The following is a 21102-nucleotide window of genomic DNA, read 5'->3' on the forward strand; positions in this document are numbered from 1 at the left end:
AGCCGTCTTGGGGGAGACTGGTACTACGAATGCTTCGGGTGCGACGGACGCAGCTGTTACAACCGGAGCGAAATGTACTCTATTCGGCAAGCGCGGAGAATTGGACATTTTGTCCCAATGGTCGCGGCGCCTGGCGGGCGCGTCCGTCCGGCGTAGCGCTATCTGATTTAGCGAGGAAGCATGTCGAGTATCACGCACGATTCGCAAGCGCCTTTCCCTTCACTTCCCGCCAGCGACGACCGATCGCATTCGCCGGTCGCGCCGGGCGAGATCGCCACCGGCGTCGTCATTGGCCGGGCCTCCGAGTACTTCGACTTCTTCGTCTACGGCATCGCCTCGGTGCTGGTCTTCCCGTCGGTGTTCTTCCCGTTCGTCGGGCGGCTGGAAGGGACGCTCTACGCCTTCACCATCTTTGCGATCGCCTTTTTCGGGCGCCCGCTGGGCACCGCGCTGTTCATGGCGATCCAGCGGCGCTGGGGCCGCGGCGTCAAGCTGACCGCCGCGCTGTTCCTGCTGGGCTGTTCGACCGTCGGCATCGCCTTCCTGCCCGGCTATGCCTCGCTGGGCGAGAACGCGATCGTGATGCTGGCGGTGTTCCGCTTCCTGCAGGGCGTGGCCTTCGGCGGCTCGTGGGACGGCCTGCCGTCGCTGCTGGCGCTGAACGCGCCGCCCGACCGGCGCGGCTGGTACGCGATGCTGGGCCAGCTGGGCGCGCCGATCGGCTTCCTGGTCGCCAGCGGGCTGTTCCTGTACCTGCACGCCAACCTGGCGGCGGACGACTTCCTCGAGTGGGGCTGGCGCTATCCGTTCTACGTGGCCTTCGCCATCAACGTGGTCGCGCTGTTCGCCCGGCTGCGCCTGGTAGTGACCGAGGAATACACCCGGCTGCTGGAGGAAGGCGAGCTCGAGCCGATCAGCACCCGTGAGATGGTGCGCGGCCAGGGCTACAACATCTTCATCGGCGCCTTCGCCGCGCTGGCCAGCTACGCGCTGTTCCACCTGGTGACGGTGTTCCCGCTGTCCTGGCTGGCGCTGCAGGCGACGCAAAGCGTCAACAGCGTGCTGAAGGTGCAGATCGCCGGCGCGCTGGTCGGCATCGTCGGCACCATCCTGTCGGGCTGGATCGCCGACCGCATCGGCCGGCGCACCACGCTGGGCCTGCTGGCGACGCTGATCGGCGTGTTCAGCCTGTTCACGCCGATGCTGCTCGGCGGCGGCGAGGCGGCGCAGGACCTGTTCATCCTGATCGGCTTCCTGCTGCTCGGCCTGTCGTATGGCCAGGCGTCCGGCACCGTGACCTCGAACTTCGAACGGCGCTTCCGCTATACCGGCGCGGCGCTGACCTCGGACTTCGCCTGGCTGTTCGGCGCCGCGTTTGCTCCGCTGGTCGCGCTCGGCCTGTCGGTCAAGTTCGGCCTGGTCGCGGTCAGCATCTACCTGCTGTCCGGCGTCGCGTGCACGATGCTGGCGCTGCGCATCAACCGCGCGCTCGAAACGCGCGACTGAGCCTCGGCCACCGAGACCGGCGCGGCGGCTCCGGCCGCCGCGCCCATCCTTCTCAGCCGGTCGTGGCCGGAGCGCAGTGACGGGGCGGCGCGGTCGGCTTGATTGCCTGCGCGACCGTCCGCTCCACCCTCCGCTCGACTGCGCGCTCGACCGCCACTAGACAACGCGCTCGCGACGATGCGCCTCCGCGGCTCTGGCCTCTCTATATATAGGGGTGGGTCCGCGGAGCCGCCCTCCCCGGGGCGCCGGCATTGGCAAACGCCTTCTGCGCCAGCACAATCTCCCTGTCGCCACTCTCGCTTCACACCATGCCATTCCTGGCAGAACATCACGACTGTTCCGGCTGGCACGGCGAAATGGCCGAACGCATCCGCGCGTTCGACTGGTCCACCACCGAGCTGGGCCCGATCGACCGCTGGCCGCCCAGCCTGGCCGCCGCGGTCCGGCTGCTGCTGGCCTCGCCGGTGCCGATGGTGATGTTGTGGGGCCGGCCGGGCTACATGATCTACAACGATGCCTACGCCGTCTTCGCGGGCGGCCGGCATCCGTATCTGCTGGGCTGCCCGGTCGAACTGGGGTGGCCCGAGGTGGCCGACTTCAACCGCCACGTGATGCAGACCTGCCTGGCCGGCGGCACGCTGTCCTTCCGCGACAAGGAACTGGTGCTGCTGCGCAACGGACGTCCCGAAGAGGTCTGGATGGACCTCTACTACAGCCCGGTGGCCAACGACGACGGCGCCCCCTCCGGCGTGCTGGCGGTGGTGGTCGAGACCACCGAGCGCGTGCTGACCGAGCGCTGGCGGCAGGAAGCCGAGACGGCGCTGCAGCAGGCCAACGAACGGCTGCAGCTGGCGCTCAATACCGGCGCGGTGCTGGGCACCTGGGTCTGGGACATCGCCTCCGATACCCTGACCGGGGACGAACGCTTCGCCCGCACCTTCTCGGTCGGACTGGCCCAGGCTGTGCAAGGCGTGCCGCGCACGATCATCAACGCGGTGATCCACCCGGACGACATCGAGGAACTGGCCCGCCTGACCGACGAGGCCATCCGCACCGGCGCGCCGTTCCGCGCCGAATACCGGATCCGGCGCGCCCACGACAGCTATCTGTGGGTCCAGGCCAACGGCCAGTGCGAGTTCGACTCGCATGGCGAGCCCTACCGCTTTCCCGGCGTGCTGATCGACATCGACGAGCGAAAGCTCGCCGAGCAGGCGCTGCGGCAGCTGACCGAGACGCTGGAAAAGCGCGTCGCCGACGCGATCGCGGCGCGCGCGCTGGCCGAGGGCCAGCTGCGGCAGGCGCAGAAGATGGAGGCGATCGGCAACCTGACCGGCGGCATCGCGCATGACTTCAACAACGTGCTGCAGGTCATCAGCGGCAACCTGCAGATGCTCGCCACCGAAGCCGGCGACAACCCGATCGCGCAGGGCCGCATCGCGACGGCCGCCAACGCGGTGCGCCGCGGCGCCAAGCTGGCCTCGCACCTGCTGGCCTTCGCGCGCCGCCAGCCGCTGTCGCCGGCGGTGGTCAATCCCGGCCGGCTGATCGGCGGCATGGCCGAGATCCTGCATCGGGCGCTGGGCGAGGCGATCAAGGTCGAGACGCAGACGCCCGACGACCTGTGGAACATCAAGGCGGACCGCAACCAGCTCGAGAACGCGCTGCTGAACCTGGCCATCAACGGCCGCGACGCGATGCGCGGCGGCGGCACGCTGACCATCTCGGCCGCCAATATCGTGCTCGACGGCATGCCATCCTCCGACGCCGACACCTGGACCACCAACGCGCCCGAACGGCCGGACGGCGACTACGTGGTCTTTCGCGTGGCCGACACCGGTACCGGCATGACCGCCGACGTGCTGGAGCACGCCTTCGAGCCCTTCTTCACCACCAAGGCCGACGGCCACGGCACCGGCCTGGGCCTGAGCATGGTGTTCGGCTTCGTCAAGCAGAGCGGCGGCCATATCGCGATCCAGAGCACCGTCGGCCGCGGCACCACGGTGCAGATGTTCTTCCCCCGCTGCGTCGAGGCAGAAACGCCCGAGACCGCGGAGCAGGAGCCGGCGCCGGTCGGCGGCGGCGAGACCATCCTGGTGGTCGAGGACGATCCCGACGTGCGCATCACCGCGGTCGAGATGCTGGCCCAGCTGGGCTATCGCGTGCGCATCGCGCCGAACGGCGACGCCGCCTGGTCGCTGATCGACAGCGGCATCGGCATCGACCTGCTGTTCACCGACGTGATCATGCCCGGCACCATCAAGGGCGGCGAACTGGCGCGCCGGGCGGCGCAGCGCCGGCCGCCGATTCCGGTGCTGTTCGCCTCCGGCTATACCCGCGACGAGATCTTTCACCTGGGCAGGCTCGACCACGGGGTGACGCTGCTGAACAAACCCTATCGGCGCGACGATCTGGCCCGCGCGGTCCGGGCCGTGCTGGACGCCCATCGGCGCAAGAGCGAGCCGGCGCCTGTGCAGTTGCCGCAGCCCCGGCGCGATGGCGTGGCCGCCACCGTATTGCTGGTGGAGGACGACGTCCCGTCGCGCGAGGCACTGCAGGAAGTACTGCTCGGCTTCGGCCTGGACTGCGCCGCGGCAGCTTCGGCGGAGGAAGCGCTGCAACTGGCCGACGCCCGGCGCTTCGACGTGCTGCTGACCGATATCACGCTGCCGGGCATGGCCGGCGACGCGCTGGCCGTAGCGCTGCGCGCGCAGCAGCCGCATATCGATGTGGTGCTGATGACCGGCTATGGCGCCGGCGCGGACCTGCAGGAGCCGATCGCCGGTGCGCGCGTGTTGGGCAAGCCGATCGACCTGTCGACCTTGCGGCGCGAGCTCGGCCCGTGGATGGGGGACATCGAGGCGATGCAATAGTCGGGCGCAAGCGTCGGCGTCCTCCCGCTGCCCCTAGCGCGGCGGCGGCCGCCGCTTGTACCAGGCATAGCCGGGCTCGACATCGGCCGCCCCTGGATGCCCGACGCTATACGGATTCTCCGACACCATCGTCACAAAGCCGACCGGCTCACCGGCGCGCTGCCGCGCCCGCAGCGCCTCGCAACGCGCCAGCACGGCGGCAAGCTGATCCGGGCCGTAGTCCTCGGCATGCGCGGCAGGCACGCCGTCGGCGTCGTAGGTGGTCCAATAGACTTTGTACATGCGGTTCTCGCAGCGGAAACTTCGCGACGTCCGAATCGCTCGCAAGCGGACAACCCCGACCGAAATCCTCGGCGTCGGTCGATGCGTTGTCATGCTGCGATGCGGGGCGGGCCGGCAACAGCGAGAACCCAATCGAGCCGGCCCACAAACCGCGTTCGATTTCGTCGCCACACTATTGGAATGCAACAAGCCCCACTGCTTTGCAAGCAAGAAGCGGATGTAACGTCGGCGTCCCGAAGCTAAGATCAGTCTTTGTGCCTAACGGCACGCACAAATGCGAAAAGGGCGCTTATTAGGCGCCCTTTTCCAATCCCAGCCCCGGAGTCTGAGCACTGACTGTTTGGCACCCCGCTTGCGCGGGTCGTGGCCAGGAGAAGACCTTGCCGGGGATTACTCGGCGAGTATAGCAGGACGGAATCCCCATGCAAGGCTTCTACCCGGCGCTTCAGCGCACCTTCTCGGTGGCTCGATTGCACGCCTACCACGATGGCGAACCGGCCCCTTCGAAACTCGACATCGCCACGCGCTATGCACACAACATGGATGTCGCGATGCGCTTGTCTCCGGCTTTGCACGTGCTGGAGGTGGCGCTTCGCAACAATATCCACAGCGCCTTTTCGGCGAAATACGGCACCGCGACGTGGTACGACACGGCGGAGTGGCTCGGGTACAAGCAGATCGGCCAGATTGCGGTCGCGCGCACAACCCTTCACAAGGCACAAAAGACCGAAACACCAGATCGATTAGTTGCCGAACTGACAATGGGGTTCTGGGCGGGCTTGTTTGCGGGGTACTACGAGGCCTACTGGCGCGCCCAACCAGATCTGCTGAGAGCCATCTTCCCGCATGCGCCGCGGCACCTGCGACAACGCAACGCAATCAGTGCTCTCTTGCAACCGCTACGAACACTGCGCAATCGGGTGTCCCATTGGGAACGCGTGGCCCACCTCCCCGACTTGGCACAACGCAAGCAGGATATCGACCGCGTTGTCCGCTCGCTTTGTCCGGCCACAGCCTGCTTGCTGACGCATTGCGACCCTTTCGACGGGGCGCTGTCGGCGGCCGCATTCGCGGCATGCCGGACGAAGGTGCAGCCCTGCTTCGAGCCTGAGGAAGCATGACGCATTCCACTCGAAAGCCGCCTCCCACCAGCGCCGTTGCTGACAGCCCGCATTCGAGACATCGGCTGGCACGAGAGCATTCACGTTGGGTTCAAGCCTGTCTCACTCATCCGGCCAATTGTGAACGACTGCAAAGAGTGCGCCCTGAGTCATGACATCGCCGTAACCGGCACCTAGAATCCTCCCGCACGCTGCGACCTTTCGGACGTCGCCCTCGCGTGTCCGTGCGGCGCGCCTCAAAACAATCGGGAGAAGGATCCATGCACTTCAAGCGCCCCCTTGCCGAAGCCTTCGGCACGTTCTGGCTCGTCTTCGGCGGCTGCGGCTCGGCCGTGCTCGCGGCCGCATTTCCGCACCTGGGCATCGGCTTTGCCGGTGTCTCGCTGGCCTTCGGCCTGACCGTGCTGACCATGGCCTATGCGGTGGGTCCGGTGTCAGGATGCCATCTGAACCCGGCCGTGACGGTTGGCCTGGCCACCGCGGGGCGCTTCCCGTGGAAGGAAGCGCCGGTCTATATCGTGGCGCAGGTGATCGGCGGCGCGCTCGCCGCGCTGGCGCTGCTGCAGCTGATGGACGCCAAGCCCGGCTTCGACGTGACCGTAAGCGGCCTGGCCGCCAACGGCTTCGACGCCGGCTCGCCCTCCGGCTTCGGCATGATGCCGGTGTTCGCCACCGAGGTGCTGGCCACCTTCTTCTTCGTGCTGATCATCCTGGGCGCGACCGCGCAACGCGCGCACGGCGCGCTGGCGCCGCTTGCGATCGGCCTGTGCCTGACGCTGATCCACCTGGTCACGATCCCGGTGTCGAACACCTCGGTCAACCCGGCCCGCTCGACCGGCCCGGCGCTGATGGTGGGCGGCATGGCGCTGCATCAGCTGTGGCTGTTCTGGGTGGCGCCGATCGTCGGTGCAATCGCCGCCGGCGTGGTCGGCCGCGTGCTGTACAGCGACGACGAGTAAGCGAACACCAAGGTACTGCGGGGATGGCCGGCGACATCCCCGCCGGCCGCGCCACAAGCCTCGGCTCAGCGAGGCTGAGCCTCGAGCCTCAAGCCTCGAGCCTCAGCCTCAGCCTCAGCCTCAGTTCTCAGCCTCAAGCCTCAGCCTCAGCCTCAGTTCTCAGCCTCAAGCCTCAAGCCTCAAGCCTCAAGCCTCAAGCCTCAAGCCTCAGTCTCAGTCTCAGTCTCAGTTCTCAGCCTCAAGCCTCAGCCTCAAGCTTCAAGCCGCCAGCCGCTGCTGGCGCGCGGCCAGGGTCCCTGCCCAAGCCTGCTCCAGTTCCACATGGCCGGCGAAGCCGCCGGCCGACTTCACCTCGGCCTGCGCCTCGATCCCATGCGCGAAGCGCACCGCCGGATCCTCCTGCAGCTGCCGATAGAGCCGATCCAGGTTCGGGTAGTCCGCGCGGTTTACGACGCCGTGGTAGTCGGTCCAGCGCGCAATCCCGGCGAAGTACGCGTCGGCCACCGTGCGCCGGTCGCCCAGCAGCCAGCGGCGATCGCCCAGCATCGCGTTCAGCTGCGCATGCGCCTTCTCCACCTTCACCCGCCCGAACTCGCGCAGCACCGCCTTGGTGGTGTCGTCGCTGGCGTGCTCGTATAGATGCCACAGCGGCACGAAGGCGTTGAAGAAGGTCGTGTTCAGGTAGGCCAGCATCTGGTTGAGCCGGTCGAATTCCGGTGTGCCCTGGGCAAAGCCGAGCGCGCTGTCGATGCCGCGCGCGCCGATCCAGTTCATGATCGCCATGCTTTCTGTCACGATTGCGCCGGCATCGGTGGCCAACGCCGGCGTCTCGCCCACCGGGTTGATGCGGCGGAAGGCCTCGCTGGTCACCACCTCCGGCATCTCGATGCGGGACAGCCGATACGGCTGGCCCAGCCATTCGAGCGCGACGATCGAACCGAACGAGCATCCCGACGGAACGCCATAGAAGAGGATGGGGGTCAAGTTGTTTCTCCGAGTGAAGGACCCGGGCATCGGGTCGATGGAGAGACTATAGATTTGTGGACATTGAAGCGGTAGTCGGCAAAAATTCAACGCAACGTCCATATATATGGACTTTGATGCGTTGCTGCGGACACCCATGCTCAACCTGAATGACCTCTCGCTGTTCGTCGCCGCCGTCGAGCACGGCGGCTTTGCCGCGGCCTCCCGCCAGCTCGGCATCCCGAAGTCGACGCTGAGCAAGCGCGTCGCCGAACTCGAACAGCGGCTGGGGGCGCGGCTGATCCACCGCAGCTCGCGCAGCTTCGCGCTGACGGACGTCGGCCGAGCCTTCCACGAGCACGCCCGCGCCGCGCTGATCGAGGCCCAGGCCGCGCACGACGTGGTGCGCCAGCGCGCCGCCGAGCCGAGCGGCACGGTGCGGCTGACGACCTCGGTACCGGTCGCGCAGCAAACCTTGGCGCCGCGCCTGCCGGAACTGGCCCTCGCCTACCCGAAGCTGCATCTCCAGCTGGACGTGTCGGACCGCTTCGTCGATGTCGCCCAGGAGGGCTACGACCTCGCGATCCGCAGCCACTTCGCGCCGCTGCCCGATTCCGAACTGGTGCAGCGGCTGCTGTCGACCGAGCCGATCATCCTGGTCGCCTCGCCGCGCTATCTCGCCGCCGCCGACCCGCTGCAGACGCCCGCGGCGCTGGCCGGCCATGACGGGCTGCTGACCCGCCCGCTGGCGACGAGCTGGCGACTGAGCCGTGACGGCGAGACGGTCATCGCTACCCCGCGTCCACGAATGACCGCCAACGAATCGACCGCGCTGCTCAGCGCGGCTGCGGCCGGCCTCGGCATTGCCTGCCTGCCCTTGTCGGTCTGCCGCGCGGCCCTGCAGCGCGGCGACATCGTGCGCGTGCTGCCGGACTGGACCGCCGGCCACGTGATGACGTCGGTCGTGATGCCGCATCGGCGCGGGCAGCTTCCGGCGGTACGGGCGGTGGTGGAATTTCTGGCGCGGTGTTTTGCCGAAGAATGAACGATCGGCGACGGCCCCGTTTCAGCCCGAGGTTTCAACCCGAGGTTTCAACCCGAGGCTTCCGCCTGCCTCCGCACCCACGCCACCGCCCTCGCCAGGAACGGCGACGCATCGCCCGCCCGATAGCTCATGATCACCGGCGACACGAAGCCCGGCGCGTCGATCGGGCAATAGCGGACATCGTCCCGATGCAACCGCTGCACCGAGGCCGGCACCAGCGTGATGCCGAGCCCCGCGGCGACCAGGCCCAGCGCGGTCTGCAGCTCGTTCGCCTCCTGCACCACGCGCGGCTGCAGCCCCTGGGCGCGGAACAGCGACAGCACGTGGTCCGCATAGCTGGGCCGCGGACGCGCGGGATAGAGAATCAGCCCGCGCCGCGCCAGTTCGGCCGGCGCCATCGGGCCATCGCCATCGCCACCCCCACGGCCATCGCCACCGACGCGGCCACGGCCACCGCCATCGCCGCCTTCACCTTCACGCGGGGCGGCCCGCGCCGGCAGCGCCGCGACCAGCGGCTCTGCCATCACGACCTGCTGCACGATGGCAGGATCGCTCAGCGCCAGCCGGCCAAAGCCCAGATCGATGCGGCCGGACTTGAGCGCCTCGAGCTGCTGAACCGAGATCATTTCCGTCAGGCCGACCTCGACCTCGCTCTGGTCGGCGCGCAACTCGCGGATCAGGTCCGGCAGCACGCCATAGAGCACCGACGGCACGAAGCCGATGCCGAACCAGCGCTTCTCGTTGCGGCCGATGCGCCGGGTGCCTTCGATCATCTCGTCGAGCCGCTGCGTCAACTGCAGCGATTGTTCGAGCAAAAAGCGCCCCGCCTCGGTCAGCCGCAACCCGCGCCCGACGCGCTCGAACAGCGGCACGCCCAGTTCGTCCTCGAACTGGCGGATCTGGCGCGACAGCGGCGGCTGGGCGATATGCAGCAGCGCGGCGGCGCGGGTCACGTTCAGCTCGCGCGCGACGGTCTGGAAATAGCGCAGATGGCGCAGTTCCATGGTGGCCTCCTTGGACTTCAATCCATACCTAACAGGTATGGAATCAGACATCTTCGGTCTTGGACAGGCCTCCGGTCAAGCCGCATACTCGACCGCAAACCCTCAATCCAATCCTCCAGGTATGGCAACCACCATCACATCCGTCGACGCGATCCTGGTCGACCTGCCCACCATCCGCGCGCATCAGCTGGCCATGGCGACCATGCAGCAGCAGACGCTGGTCATCGTGCGGCTGCGCGCGAGCGACGGCATCGAAGGCATCGGCGAGGCCACCACGATCGGCGGCCTGTCCTACGGCGAGGAAAGCCCGGAAGGCATCAAGCTGGCCATCGATACCTATCTGGCCCCGGCCTTGATCGGCCAGGACGCCACCAATGTCCATGGCGCGATGGCCCGGCTGAACAAGGTCGCGCGCGGCAACCGCTTCGCCAAGTCGGCGCTGGAAACCGCGCTGCTCGACGCACAGGGCAAGCGGCTCGGCGTGCCGCTCGCCACGCTGCTCGGCGGCGCGGTGCGCGACGCGCTGCCGGTGCTGTGGACGCTGGCCAGCGGCGATACCGCGCGCGATATCGAGGAGGCCGAGCGCCTGCTGGCCGAACGCCGCCACGACACCTTCAAGCTCAAGATCGGCCGCCGTGCCGTGCGCGACGACGTCGCCCATGTCGCCGCGATCAAGCGCGCGCTGGGCGACCGCGCCCGCGTGACGGTCGACGTCAATCAGGCCTGGAACGAGGCGGACGCGGCCAACGGCATCGCGATGCTGGAGGCCGCCGGCATCGACCTGATCGAGCAGCCGATCGCCCGAGAGAATCGTGTCGGGCTGGCGCGGCTGGCGGCGCGCTTCGTGGTGCCGATCATGGCCGACGAAGCGGTGACCGGGCCGGAGGACGCGATGGAACTGGCGCGCCTGGGCGCCGCGGATGTATTCGCGCTGAAGATCGCCAAGTCCGGCGGCATCTTCGGCATGCTGCGCACCGCCGCGGTCGGCGATGCAGCCGGCATCGCGCTCTATGGCGGCACCATGCTCGAAGGCAGCGTCGGCACCATCGCCGCGGCGCACGGCTTCTGCACGCTGCCGCAACTGGCCTGGGGCACCGAGCTGTTCGGGCCGCTGCTGCTCAAGGACGACGTGGTGCTCGAACGTCCCGCATATCGGGACTTCGCGCTGCGCCTGCCGGACGGTCCCGGGCTCGGTCTGGCACTGGACGAGGACAAGCTCGCGCATTACCGGCGCGATCGCGCATGACACGCCCATAACAACCACATGACGGCCACATAGCGGCCGCATCACGCCCGTGCAAGCGCCGCATCGCCGCCGCATCGCCGCCGCATCACGGCTGGATAACGCGATCGAGCGCGCCCAACGCGCGCCAGGCACGCCAATTTCGAACTTCACGAAGGAACGGAGACAATGAAGTCGCTCACTCTCGCCACCGTGGTCCTCGGCCTCGCCGCGGCCCTCACCACGCCGGCCGCGCAGGCCGCCTACCCCGAACGTCCGATCCGCTGGATCGTCCCCTTCCCCGCCGCCGGCGCGATGGACAATATCGCCCGCACGCTGGGCGAGGAGATGTCGCAAACGCTGGGCCAATCGATCGTCGTGGAGAACCGCCCGGGGGCCGGCGGCAATATCGGCGCCGAACTGGTCTCGCGCTCGCCCGCCGACGGCTACACGATGCTGATCGTCGCCAACGGCATGGCGGTCAATCCGGCGCTGTACCGCAAGCTGAGCTACGACCCGATCAAGGATTTCGCGCCGGTATCGCTGCTGGCCGTGGTGCCCAACGTCCTGGTCGCCAACAAGGCGAAGACCAGCGCGAAGACCGTGCCGGAGGTGATCGCCAGCGCGAAGAGCCAGCCGGGCAAGTACACCTATGCGTCCGCGGGCAACGGCACCTCGATCCACCTGGCCGGCGAGCTGTTCACGTCGATGGCCGGCGTCGAGCTGCTGCACGTGCCCTACAAGGGCAGCGGTCCGGCGGTCACCGACCTGCTCGGCGGCCAGGTCGACTACATGTTCGACAGCATCACGTCCGCCAAGCCGCATATCGATGCCGGCAAGCTGACCGCCATCGCGGTGACCACCAGCAAGCGCTCGGCCACGCTGCCCAACGTGCCGACGGTGGCAGAGGCCGGCCTGCCGGGCTACGAGCTGTCGCCGTGGTTCGCCGCGTTCGTGCCGGCCGGCACGCCCCCAGCCGTGGTGGAGACGCTGAACCGCGCGATGGTCGACGCGCTGCGCAAGCCCGCGGTGCAGAAGCGCCTGGCCGCGATCGGCGCCGAGCCGATCGGCAGCACGCCCGCCGAGCTGAAGCAGCATCTGGCGAAGGAAACCGAAAAATGGGGCAAGCTGATCCGCGCGCGGGGCATCCGCGCGGACTGACCGCCCTGCCCGGTTTCTCCGTTGCCGAGACGCCCTCTCCTCAAGTTTTTCTACCAACTGCCGTTGTTTGACATCGACCCCCGAAGCAATCGTCAGCGAACGGGCGGCAACACAAGAGCGAAGAGCGAATGCGCACCACGCACGCGGGACTTCCGCGGGCGTGGCGTTGTTCGCCGCGATTCAATGTCCATCAGGTAGAAGAAATGAAAAACTTGGGAATAGGTGCGCGCCTTGGCATCGGCTTTGGCGTGGTATTGCTGCTGTCCACGCTGATGACCGGACTTGGCATCCTTCGGTTGCAGCAGGTCGCGGAGCGCACGCATGACATGATGCAGCAGCCGCTGGCCAAGGAACGGCTGGTCAGCGACTGGTACCGCTACATGCATACCAGCGTGCGCCGCACCACCGCGGTGGCCAAGAGCTCCGACCCGACGCTCGGCGCGTTCTTCGCGAACGAGACCAAGGGCTCGGTCAAGGCGATCGCCGATCTGCGCGACAAGATCGAGCCGCTGCTGAGCACCGACGCCGAGAAGCAGGCGTTCCAGACCATCCTGCGCGTGCGCGAGCCCTACAACGCCTCGCGCGACAAGATCACCAAGCTCAAGCAGGAAGGGCTGACCGACGAAGCGAACACCGTGCTGGAGAAGGAATTCGTGCCGGCCGGCGACGCCTATCTTGCCGAGATCCAGAAGCTGCTCGACATTCAGCGCGCCAGCATCGACGCCACCGCGCGCGATATCAACGCCGTCTACCAGACCGCGCGCAACCGCCTGATCGGCCTGGGCGTGCTGGTGCTCGCCATCGGCATCGCCTTCGCGGTCTGGCTGACGCGCGGCATCACGCGTCCGCTGCATCGCGCGGTCCATATCGCGCGCACGGTCGCCGCCGGCGACCTCAGCGCGCGCATCGACGTCGACAGCAAGGACGAGACCGGCCAGCTGCTGCAGGCGCTCGCCGAGATGAACGGCAACCTGCTGCGCATCGTCAACGAGGTGCGCCTGGGCACCGAGGCCATCGCCACCGGCACCGGCCAGATCGCCGCGGGCAATACCGACCTGTCGCAGCGCACCGAGGAACAGGCCGCGTCGCTGCAGCAGACCGCCTCGAGCATGGAAGAGCTGACCAGCATCGTGCGCCAGAACGCGGACAACGCCAAGCAGGCCAGCCGCCTTGCGGTCGATGCCTCCGACATCGCCGTCAAGGGCGGCACCGTGGTCGGCCAGGTGGTCGACACCATGGACGAGATCCACGGTGCGTCGAAGAAGGTCACCGACATCATCGCGGTGATCGAGAGCATCGCCTTCCAGACCAATATCCTGGCGCTGAACGCCGCGGTGGAAGCCGCGCGCGCCGGCGAACAGGGCCGCGGCTTCGCGGTGGTCGCCGGCGAGGTGCGCAGCCTCGCGCAGCGCAGCGCCACCGCCGCCAAGGAGATCAAGTCGCTGATCGACGATTCGGCCGAGCGCGTCGAGAAGGGCTCGCAGCTGGTGTCGGAAGCCGGTCAGACCATGGAAGAGATCGTCGGCGCGGTCAAGCGCGTGACCGACATCATGGGCGAGATCAGCGCCGCATCCGCCGAGCAGAGCGCCGGCATCGAGCAGGTGAACCAGGCCGTCACGCAGATGGACACCGTGACGCAGCAGAACGCCGCGCTGGTCGAACAGGCCGCCGCCGCGGCCGGCTCTCTGGAAGAGCAGGCGCAACGCCTGAAGCAGGCCGTGTCGACGTTCCGACTCGGTACGGCGCAGATGACACTGGCCTGATCGGTGCAGTGACAAACACGGAACGGGCCGCGATGCGGCCCGTTTTGCTTTGGCGCGCGGCTTTGCCCCCAAAAAGCGGCAATCCTTGTCAAAAGTACCCGCCTTGCCGAGACCGCCTCACGGCAGCACCGGCCGCCGCGCCGTGGCGCGGATCCTGCGTGGTGGCGTGGCGCAGCCCGGCGTCCGGGCTGCCCCCCTGCACAGCCCAGCACATCCCAGTACTTGGCAGCACATCGCAACCGGAGGATCTGCAATGAGCATCTTTGGCGAAATCCTGAACAGGCTGCGCGGCAAGGCGCGGCCGGAGCCTTCCACGCAGGCGTCCCCGCAGGCATCCACACAGGCCCAGCAGCCGCAGACCGGCACCGCGGGCCAGCCGCAGACCGGCGCTGCCGGTCAGACGCAGGGCGCCGCGCCGCCGGCCACGGCACCGGTGACGGCGGGCACCGGCGGCGGCAACACCACGGCGGGCGGCGCTGCGGCGGGTAGCACTGCGGCCGGAACGGCGACCGGCGCCGCCAGCGCGCCGCTGTCGGAGGTCGATGTCGAGAAGATCCTCGACGACCTGGCGCAGCAGAGCGGCCAGAAACTGAACTGGCGCACGTCCATCGTCGACACCATGAAAGCGCTGGGCATCGACAGCAGCCTGGAGCACCGCAAGGAGCTGGCGCGCGAACTGCAATACAGCGGCGACATGAACGACTCGGCCGCCATGAACGTATGGCTGCACAAGCGCGTGATGAAGGAGCTCGCGGCCAACGGCGGCAAGCTGCCGCCGGAATTGCGCGATTGAAGCCTGCCGCGGCAGATTGAGCGACATGCGGGCCGATGGATCGGCCCGTTCTCCTTTACCGCGAGCGATTTACGACCAGCGCGTGTCCGGGTCGAGCGGATAGACCGGCCGCGCCACGCGCTGGAACGGGAAGCGCTCGTAGCGCGAGCTGGTCACGCCCTCGCCGTCGCACTCGACCACGGCGCGCGCGATCGGCACGAACACCGGCCGGCAGTACATCCGCGACTTCAGCAGCAGGAAACGCGCGCGATGCGGGTCCACGCCGATATGCGTGAAGATGCCCAGGTCCCAATGCTCCTGCGGCGTCTCGACGATCACGATCCGCGCCGCGCCGATATCGAGCAGCGCGCTGCGCCCCATGCGGATGCGCTGGCCGGTATAGGTGGGTCCGCTGATCACGTATTCGCCATCGCCGAGTGCGGCGACCTTGCCGGTCAGCGGCTTCGATTGCGGATAGACGCCCAGCTGGGTCAGGGCCACCTTGTCGCCGACCGGCAGGGTCACCGTGGCGCCGACCCCGGCCGCGACCAGCGCCGCCACCGCCTCCGGGTCGCACACCGGCCCGACCGCGATGCCGCTCAAGCCCTGCGCCAGCGCTTCGTGCAGCACGGCCATGTTGTCGCAGGTGCCGCCTGACATGCAGTTGTCGCCGTGGTCGAGCAACAGCACCGGGCCTTCCCCCGGCGCGTCGGCAAGTTTGGCTGCGTGCGCGATCGACTGCGCCAGCGGCTCGCTGCGATAGACGAAGCCGGCGCGGTCGTCCCAGATCTGCTGGGCAATGCGCTGCGCCACCGCATCGGCGGCGGCCGCATCGCCGTCACCGACCACGATCACGCTGAGGCAAGGGGCCGCGATATCGGCGAGGCCAAAGCCGGCCAGCACGGAGACTCCCAACATGCCTTGCGCTTCCGCTTCCCTGGCGGCCGCCACCGCGCGCTGCATCGCACCCTGATCGGTACGGCTGCACAGCGTATGCGTCAGCAGCGGCAGGCGGCGCCAGGCCACCACCGGCTTCGTGCGGCCCGCGATATGGTCCAGCAGCAACCGGCCCGCGTGATCGCCGGTCTCGTACATGTCGACGTGCGGATAGGTCTTGAAGCTGACCGCCACGTCGACATGGTCGATCAGCTTCTGCGTGATGTTGCCGTGCAGGTCCAGCGCGACCGCGATCGGCGCGTCGGGCAGCACCGCGCGCAGGCGTTCGAGCAGGTCGCCCTCGCCGTCGTCGCTGTTCTCGGCCACCATCGCGCCGTGCAGGTCCAGCATCACCGCATCGCAGCCCGGCGCGGCCGCGACGATCGCGTCGCACAGCGCGGTATAGGCCTGCGCCGCGACGCGCCCGCTGGGATTGGCGCCGGCGATCACCGGCACCACGATCTCGGCGCCGGCCGATTCGGCCAGGTCGATGAAGGCGCCGGCCGCGGTGCGCGTGCCGCGCGCGGCGCGGTAGCCGTCCTCGCCATAGCGCGGATCGAACGACCCCAGCGGCGTGGGCACTGGCGAGAAGGTATTGGTCTCGTGATTGAGGCGGGCGATCAGGATTTTCATCGCGTGGATCCGGTCGGTGCGGTGTGGGTCGGAGGCCGTGTCAGGCGACGCGGTCAGCGCCGTCAGCGTTTCAGCGTCGGCGGCGAGGTCGGCGGCATCAGCGCCGGCGCGCGGCGTCGAGCATCGCGTGCAGCAGCACGTTGGCGCCCGCCTCGAGATGCTCGGGGCGCGCGTCCTCGATCTCGTTATGGCTGATGCCGTCCTTGCAGGGCACGAAGATCATCGCGGTCGGCGCGACGCGGGCCAGATAGACGGCATCGTGGCCGGCGCCGCTGACCACGTCCATCGCCGACAGTCCCTGCTGCGCGGCGCCGTCGCGCACGGCCTGCACCAGCCTTGGCTCGAACGGCTGCGGCGGGAAGTAGACCACCTGCCTGACGTCGATATCGATGCCCGAGCGTTCGGACAGCGCGGTGCAGGCCCGATGCAGGGCCGCGTCCATCGCGGACAGCACGGTGTCGTCCGCCGCGCGCAGGTCCACCGTCATCGTCACGCGGCCGGGAATCACGTTGCGCGAGTCCGGATGGACCGACAGGCAGCCGACCGTGCCGCGCCCGTGCGGCGGGTGATCCAGCGCGATGCGATTGACGATGCCGACCAGTTCGGACGCGGCCAGCAGCGCGTCGCGTCGCAGCGCCATCGGCGTCGGTCCGGCGTGCGCCTCCATGCCGGTCAACACCACGTCGTACCAGCGTTGGCCCAGCGCGCCGGTGACCACGCCGATCACGGTGTCGTTCGCCTCCAGCACCGGCCCCTGCTCGATATGGGCCTCGAAATAGGCCCCGACGGCGCGGCCACCCACGGGCTCGGCGCCTGCATAGCCGATTTCCTTCAGCGCGTCGCCGACGCGGACGCCATCGCGGTCCGTCTGCGCCAGCACATGGTCCAGCGCGAATTCGCCGATGAAGGCGCCGGAGCCCATCATCACCGGCACGAATCGCGAGCCTTCCTCGTTGGTCCACACCGCGACCTCGAGCGGCGCATCGGTGACGATGCCGGCGTCGGCCAGCGTACGCAACACTTCGAGGCCGGCCAGCACGCCATAGTTGCCGTCGAACTTGCCGCCGGTCGGCTGCGTATCGATATGGCTGCCGGTCATCACCGGCGGCAGCGAGTCGTCGCGGCCCGGCCGGCGTGCAAAGATGTTGCCGATCGCATCGACGCGGACCGTGCAGCCGATCGCCTCGGCCTCGGCGACGAAGAAGTCGCGGCCCTGCCGGTCGAGATCGGTCAGTGCAAGGCGGCAGACTCCGCCCCTGGGCGTCGCGCCGATCCGCGCCAGCCGCATCAGCGCGTCCCACAGCCGGGCGCCGTCGACGCGCAGCGACGCGGTGCCGGCGTGCGCGGCGCCTCGTCGCACGTTGCCGGCGGGGGCGGTGCCTGCCTGGGGGGTGCCGATCTGCGGGTTGCCAATCTGCGTGCTGCTGGCCTGCCGGTTGCCGGCCTTTGTGTTGGTGGTGGTGTCTTCTGCCATGTCCGTCAATTCGCGTCCGCTACATCGTTCGATTCAAGCCGCCAGGCCGACGCCGAGATAGCGGTCCTTGACCGCCTCGTCGGCGATGAATTGCGCATTGGTGCCGGTATAGACCACGGCGCCCTGCTCGATGATCACGTGCCGGTCGGCCAGCTGCGTGCAGACCTCCAGGTTCTGCTCGACCAGCAGGATCGGCACGCCGGCCGCCTTGATCATCTTCAGCTGCGCGACGATCTCCTCGACGATCACCGGCGCCAGCCCTTCCACCGGCTCGTCGAGCATCAGCAGGCGGGGATGGTTCATCAGCGCCCGCGCGATCGCCAGCATCTGCTGCTCGCCGCCGGACAGCTGCGCGCCGCCATTGCGGCGCCGCTCGCGCAGCCGCGGGAAGATCTTGTAGACGTCGTCGAGCTGCCACGGGGAATCGCGCCGGGCGCCCAGCTTCAGGTTCTCCTCGACGGTCAGCAGCTTGAAGACGCCGCGATGCTCCGGCACGAAGCACAGCCCCTGCGCGGCGATGCGATGCGGCGGCATTCCGCCGATCTCGTTGCCGCGAAACAGCACACGGCCGCCGCGCGGCTGCACCACGCCGGCGATCGCCTTCAGCGTGGTCGACTTGCCGGCGCCGTTGCGGCCCAGCAGCGTGACCAGTTCGCCCTCGCCCACCGCGAGCGACACGCCCTGCAGCACGTGGCTCTTGCCGTAGTAGGCATGGATGGCTTGCACATCGAGCATCGTCATCGCTGGCCTCCGGTGATCATGTTGCCGAGATAGGCCGCGCGTACGCGCGGATCGCCGCGCACGCTGTCGGGCGGGCCTTCCATCAGCACCTTGCCCTGCTGCATCACGGTGATGGTGTCGGAGATGTCCATCACGATGTCCATGTTGTGCTCGATCAGCACGACGGTATGGTCCTCGGCCAGTCCGCGGATCAGCCGCTTCATCGCGCCGAGATCGTCGACGCCCATGCCCGAGGTCGGCTCGTCCAGGAAGATCGCGCGCGGCCGCGCGGCCAGCGCCATGCCGACCTCGAGCCGCCGCTGCTGGCCGTGCGACAGCGCACCGGCCACGGCATCGGCGACGCGGGTCAGCTCCAGCCGCTCCAGCACGCGTTCCACGGTGTCCGTACATGCCAGCTCGCCGACCGGCCGCCGCCAGCAGTTCATCGCGCGCCGCGGCTGCGTGCCGAGCGCGGCGAGCCGCAGGTTCTCGCGCACCGGCAGGCTGGGGAACAGGCTGGTGACCTGGAACGAGCGTGCGATGCCGCGCTGCACGCGCTGGTAGTCGGTCTCGCCGGTGACGTCGTGTCCGTCAAAGACGATGCGCCCGCTGGTGACGCTGCGCGTGCCGGTCAGCATATGGAACAGCGTGGTCTTGCCGGCGCCGTTCGGCCCGATCACCGAATGCACGGTGCCCGGCATCACGCGCAGGTCCACGCCGCCGAGCGCCATGAACTTGCCGTATTGCTTGACCACGCCGGTGGCTTCGAGGATCGGGACTGTCATGCGCGTTCCTCTCCCGTGGTGACGATTTTCGTGGCGGCTTCCGTGTCGGGGCCGATCGCGGCCGGCTCGCGGCGGATGCCGCGCAGCCGCAGCCATATCGTCGTGCCCAGGCCCCACAGGCCGCGCTGCATGAAGAGGCTCACCGCGATCAGCAGGAAGCCCAGCAGCATCAGCCAGCGCGGCCACAGCGTCGACAGCCAGTCGGCCAGCAGCACGTAGAACGCCGCGCCCAGCACCGAGGCGAACACGTTGGCGGTGCCGCCGATCACCGTCATGATCAGGATCATCTCGCTGACGTGGTAGTCGATATTGGCCAGCGGCGCGATGCCGGTCAGCATCGCGTGCAGGCCGCCGGCAAGCCCCGTTACAGCGCCCGAGATCACGAAGGCCAGCAGCTTGAATGCCTTGATGTTGTAGCCGACCGCCAGCGCGCGCTCCTCGTTGTCGCGGATCGCCAGCAGCGTGCGGCCGAACACCGAATCGGTAACGCGCAGCACCAGAAAGAACACCAGCAGGAACAGCACCGCGACGAAGCCGTAGAACTGCCACGGCGAGGCCAGCGAGACCAGCTCGCGGCCGGCGATCGACAGCGCGGGCCGCGGGATGTCCAGCAGGCCGTTGTCGCCGCCGGTCAGCGACGGCACCGAATAGGCCAGGAAGTAGAACATCTGCGAGAACGCCAGCGTCAGCATCACGAAGTAGGTACCGCGCTGCCGGATCGAGAACCAGCCGACCAGCGCCGCCGCGGCCGCACCGATGGCAATCGCCAACGCGAGCGACAGCGGCACCGGCAGCGCGATGCGGGTCAGCGCCAGCCCGAGCGAATAGCTGCCCAGGCCGAAGAAGATGCCCTGGCCGAACGACAGCAGGCCGGTGTAGCCGAGCAGCAGATTGCACGCCATCACCGCCATCGCGTAGATCAGCACCTCGGTCGCCAGCGTGCCGGAGCGCAGCGTCAGCGGCAGCAGCAGCGTGACGGCCAGCGCGAGCCACCAGAATCGATACGCCATCATCCCCTCCCCAGCAGGCCGTGCGGACGCAGCAGCAGCACCGCGGCCATCGCGACATAGATCATCAGCCGCGCGCCCTCGGGCCACAGCGTGCTCATCAGGCTTTGCACCACGCCGACCAGCAGGCCGCCGATCAGCGCGCCGGTGAAACTGCCCATGCCGCCGACCACCACCACGATGAAGGCCACGCCCAGCGCCTCGACGCCCATGAACGGTTCGGCGCCGCGGATCGGCGCGGCCAGCACGCCCGCGATCGCCGCCGTCGCCGCGCCCAGCGCGAACATCAGGCTGAACAGCCGGAACACGTTGATGCCGAGCAGCGACACCATCTCGGTCGATTCGCTGCCGGCGCGCACCGCGCTGCCCAGCCGCGTGCCCTCCAGCAGCCACCACAGCGCCACCGCCAGCAGCGCGGTGAAGGCGATCACGAACAGCCGGTACTTCGGATAGATGAAGTCGCCCCACATCACCACGCCCTGCAGCGCGTCGGGCGGCGGCACGTCGACACCGAGCGGGCCCCAGCCGACGATGATCAGCTCCTGCACCGCGAGCGCGAGGCCGACCGTCACCAGGATATGGAACTCATGGGGCTGGGCGTAGACGTGGCGCAGCATCACGCGCTCGACCAGCCAGGCAAGCGCGCCGATCACCAGCGGCGCCACCACCAGCGCGGCCCAGAAGTTCATGCCCAGCTGCAGCGCCTGGAAGCACAGATAGGCGCCGAGCGCATAGAAGGCGCCGTGCGCGAAATTGACGAAACGCAGCAGGCCGAAGACGATCGACAGTCCGACGGCCAGCAGGAAATACAGCATGCCGATGCCGATGCCGTTGATGACCTGCAACAGGTAGACGTTCATGAAGCGCTTTTCGCTTTGG

The 21102-nt window shown here is 68.4% G+C and carries 18 protein-coding genes; 9 read left to right on the forward strand and 9 right to left on the reverse strand.

Features of this window, described 5'->3' with window-relative positions; translation table 11 throughout:
* Positions 1–180 precede the first annotated feature (180 nt).
* Entirely contained in the window at positions 181–1506 is a 1326-nt protein-coding gene (locus K7G19_RS22545; protein ID WP_149319578.1) for an MFS transporter, read from the forward strand.
* A gap of 308 nt (positions 1507–1814) precedes the next feature.
* Complete coding sequence (locus K7G19_RS22550) at positions 1815–4376, forward strand: response regulator (protein WP_226109258.1); 2562 nt, start codon at positions 1815–1817, stop codon at positions 4374–4376.
* A gap of 33 nt (positions 4377–4409) precedes the next feature.
* Here K7G19_RS22550 and K7G19_RS22555 read toward each other — a convergent pair whose 3' ends face one another.
* Positions 4410–4658 carry a hypothetical protein gene (locus K7G19_RS22555; protein WP_149319576.1) on the reverse strand — a complete coding sequence of 83 codons (249 nt, stop codon included), beginning with the start codon at positions 4656–4658 and terminating at the stop codon, positions 4410–4412.
* Between the two features lie 422 nt (positions 4659–5080).
* Here K7G19_RS22555 and K7G19_RS22560 point away from each other — a divergent pair, with 422 nt between their 5' ends.
* Positions 5081–5779, forward strand: a complete 699-nt coding sequence (locus K7G19_RS22560; RefSeq protein WP_226109260.1) for a hypothetical protein — start codon at positions 5081–5083, stop codon at positions 5777–5779.
* A 260-nt stretch (positions 5780–6039) separates the two neighbouring features.
* The gene (gene aqpZ / locus K7G19_RS22565) at positions 6040–6738 is read left to right on the forward strand and encodes an aquaporin Z (RefSeq protein WP_053823523.1); all 699 of its coding nucleotides are present in this window, start codon (positions 6040–6042) and stop codon (positions 6736–6738) included.
* Positions 6739–6996: 258 nt separating this feature from the next.
* On the opposite strand, the gene K7G19_RS22570 is transcribed toward aqpZ, so the two are convergent.
* Entirely contained in the window at positions 6997–7722 is a 726-nt protein-coding gene (locus K7G19_RS22570; RefSeq protein ID WP_226109262.1) for a glutathione S-transferase family protein, read from the reverse strand.
* 136 nt (positions 7723–7858) lie between these two features.
* On the opposite strand from K7G19_RS22570, the gene K7G19_RS22575 reads away from it, so the two are divergent.
* On the forward strand, positions 7859–8746 hold the full coding sequence (locus tag K7G19_RS22575; protein WP_226109264.1) for a LysR substrate-binding domain-containing protein: 888 nt from the start codon (positions 7859–7861) through the stop codon (positions 8744–8746).
* Positions 8747–8793: 47 nt separating this feature from the next.
* Here K7G19_RS22575 and K7G19_RS22580 read toward each other — a convergent pair whose 3' ends face one another.
* Positions 8794–9750 carry a LysR family transcriptional regulator gene (locus tag K7G19_RS22580; RefSeq protein ID WP_226109266.1) on the reverse strand — a complete coding sequence of 319 codons (957 nt, stop codon included), beginning with the start codon at positions 9748–9750 and terminating at the stop codon, positions 8794–8796.
* 121 nt (positions 9751–9871) lie between these two features.
* Here K7G19_RS22580 and K7G19_RS22585 point away from each other — a divergent pair, with 121 nt between their 5' ends.
* The 4 genes from K7G19_RS22585 (at position 9872) to K7G19_RS22600 (ending at position 14689) form a co-directional block, all read left to right on the forward strand.
* On the forward strand, positions 9872–10996 hold the full coding sequence (locus K7G19_RS22585) for a muconate/chloromuconate family cycloisomerase (protein WP_226109268.1): 1125 nt from the start codon (positions 9872–9874) through the stop codon (positions 10994–10996).
* A 165-nt stretch (positions 10997–11161) separates the two neighbouring features.
* Positions 11162–12133 (forward strand): tripartite tricarboxylate transporter substrate binding protein, encoded by a 972-nt coding sequence (locus K7G19_RS22590; RefSeq protein ID WP_226109269.1) that lies wholly within the window; start codon positions 11162–11164, stop codon positions 12131–12133.
* A gap of 203 nt (positions 12134–12336) precedes the next feature.
* Positions 12337–13896 (forward strand): methyl-accepting chemotaxis protein, encoded by a 1560-nt coding sequence (locus tag K7G19_RS22595; protein WP_149319562.1) that lies wholly within the window; start codon positions 12337–12339, stop codon positions 13894–13896.
* Positions 13897–14149: 253 nt separating this feature from the next.
* Positions 14150–14689, forward strand: coding sequence for a DUF3597 domain-containing protein (locus K7G19_RS22600; RefSeq protein WP_226109270.1), 540 nt, complete (start codon positions 14150–14152; stop codon positions 14687–14689).
* A 69-nt stretch (positions 14690–14758) separates the two neighbouring features.
* Here K7G19_RS22600 and K7G19_RS22605 read toward each other — a convergent pair whose 3' ends face one another.
* The 6 genes from K7G19_RS22605 to K7G19_RS22630 all read right to left on the reverse strand — a co-directional run bounded on the left by K7G19_RS22605 (position 14759) and on the right by K7G19_RS22630 (position 21083).
* Positions 14759–16237 carry a M81 family metallopeptidase gene (locus K7G19_RS22605; RefSeq protein ID WP_226109271.1) on the reverse strand — a complete coding sequence of 493 codons (1479 nt, stop codon included), beginning with the start codon at positions 16235–16237 and terminating at the stop codon, positions 14759–14761.
* Between the two features lie 97 nt (positions 16238–16334).
* Positions 16335–17711, reverse strand: a complete 1377-nt coding sequence (locus tag K7G19_RS22610; RefSeq protein ID WP_226109272.1) for a Zn-dependent hydrolase — start codon at positions 17709–17711, stop codon at positions 16335–16337.
* A 33-nt stretch (positions 17712–17744) separates the two neighbouring features.
* Positions 17745–18446 carry an ABC transporter ATP-binding protein gene (locus tag K7G19_RS22615; protein WP_226109406.1) on the reverse strand — a complete coding sequence of 234 codons (702 nt, stop codon included), beginning with the start codon at positions 18444–18446 and terminating at the stop codon, positions 17745–17747.
* Positions 18447–18448: 2 nt separating this feature from the next.
* Positions 18449–19216, reverse strand: a complete 768-nt coding sequence (locus K7G19_RS22620) for an ABC transporter ATP-binding protein (protein WP_149319559.1) — start codon at positions 19214–19216, stop codon at positions 18449–18451.
* Complete coding sequence (locus K7G19_RS22625) at positions 19213–20226, reverse strand: branched-chain amino acid ABC transporter permease (RefSeq protein WP_226109407.1); 1014 nt, start codon at positions 20224–20226, stop codon at positions 19213–19215. The genes K7G19_RS22620 and K7G19_RS22625 overlap by 4 nt, the downstream gene beginning before the upstream one ends.
* Complete coding sequence (locus K7G19_RS22630) at positions 20226–21083, reverse strand: branched-chain amino acid ABC transporter permease (protein ID WP_226109273.1); 858 nt, start codon at positions 21081–21083, stop codon at positions 20226–20228. Before K7G19_RS22630 ends, K7G19_RS22625 begins: the two co-directional genes overlap by 1 nt.
* Positions 21084–21102 lie beyond the last annotated feature (19 nt).

It is taken from the genome of Cupriavidus sp. DB3 (assembly GCF_020418465.1).
GTDB classification, from domain to species: Bacteria; Pseudomonadota; Gammaproteobacteria; order Burkholderiales; family Burkholderiaceae; genus Cupriavidus; species Cupriavidus cauae.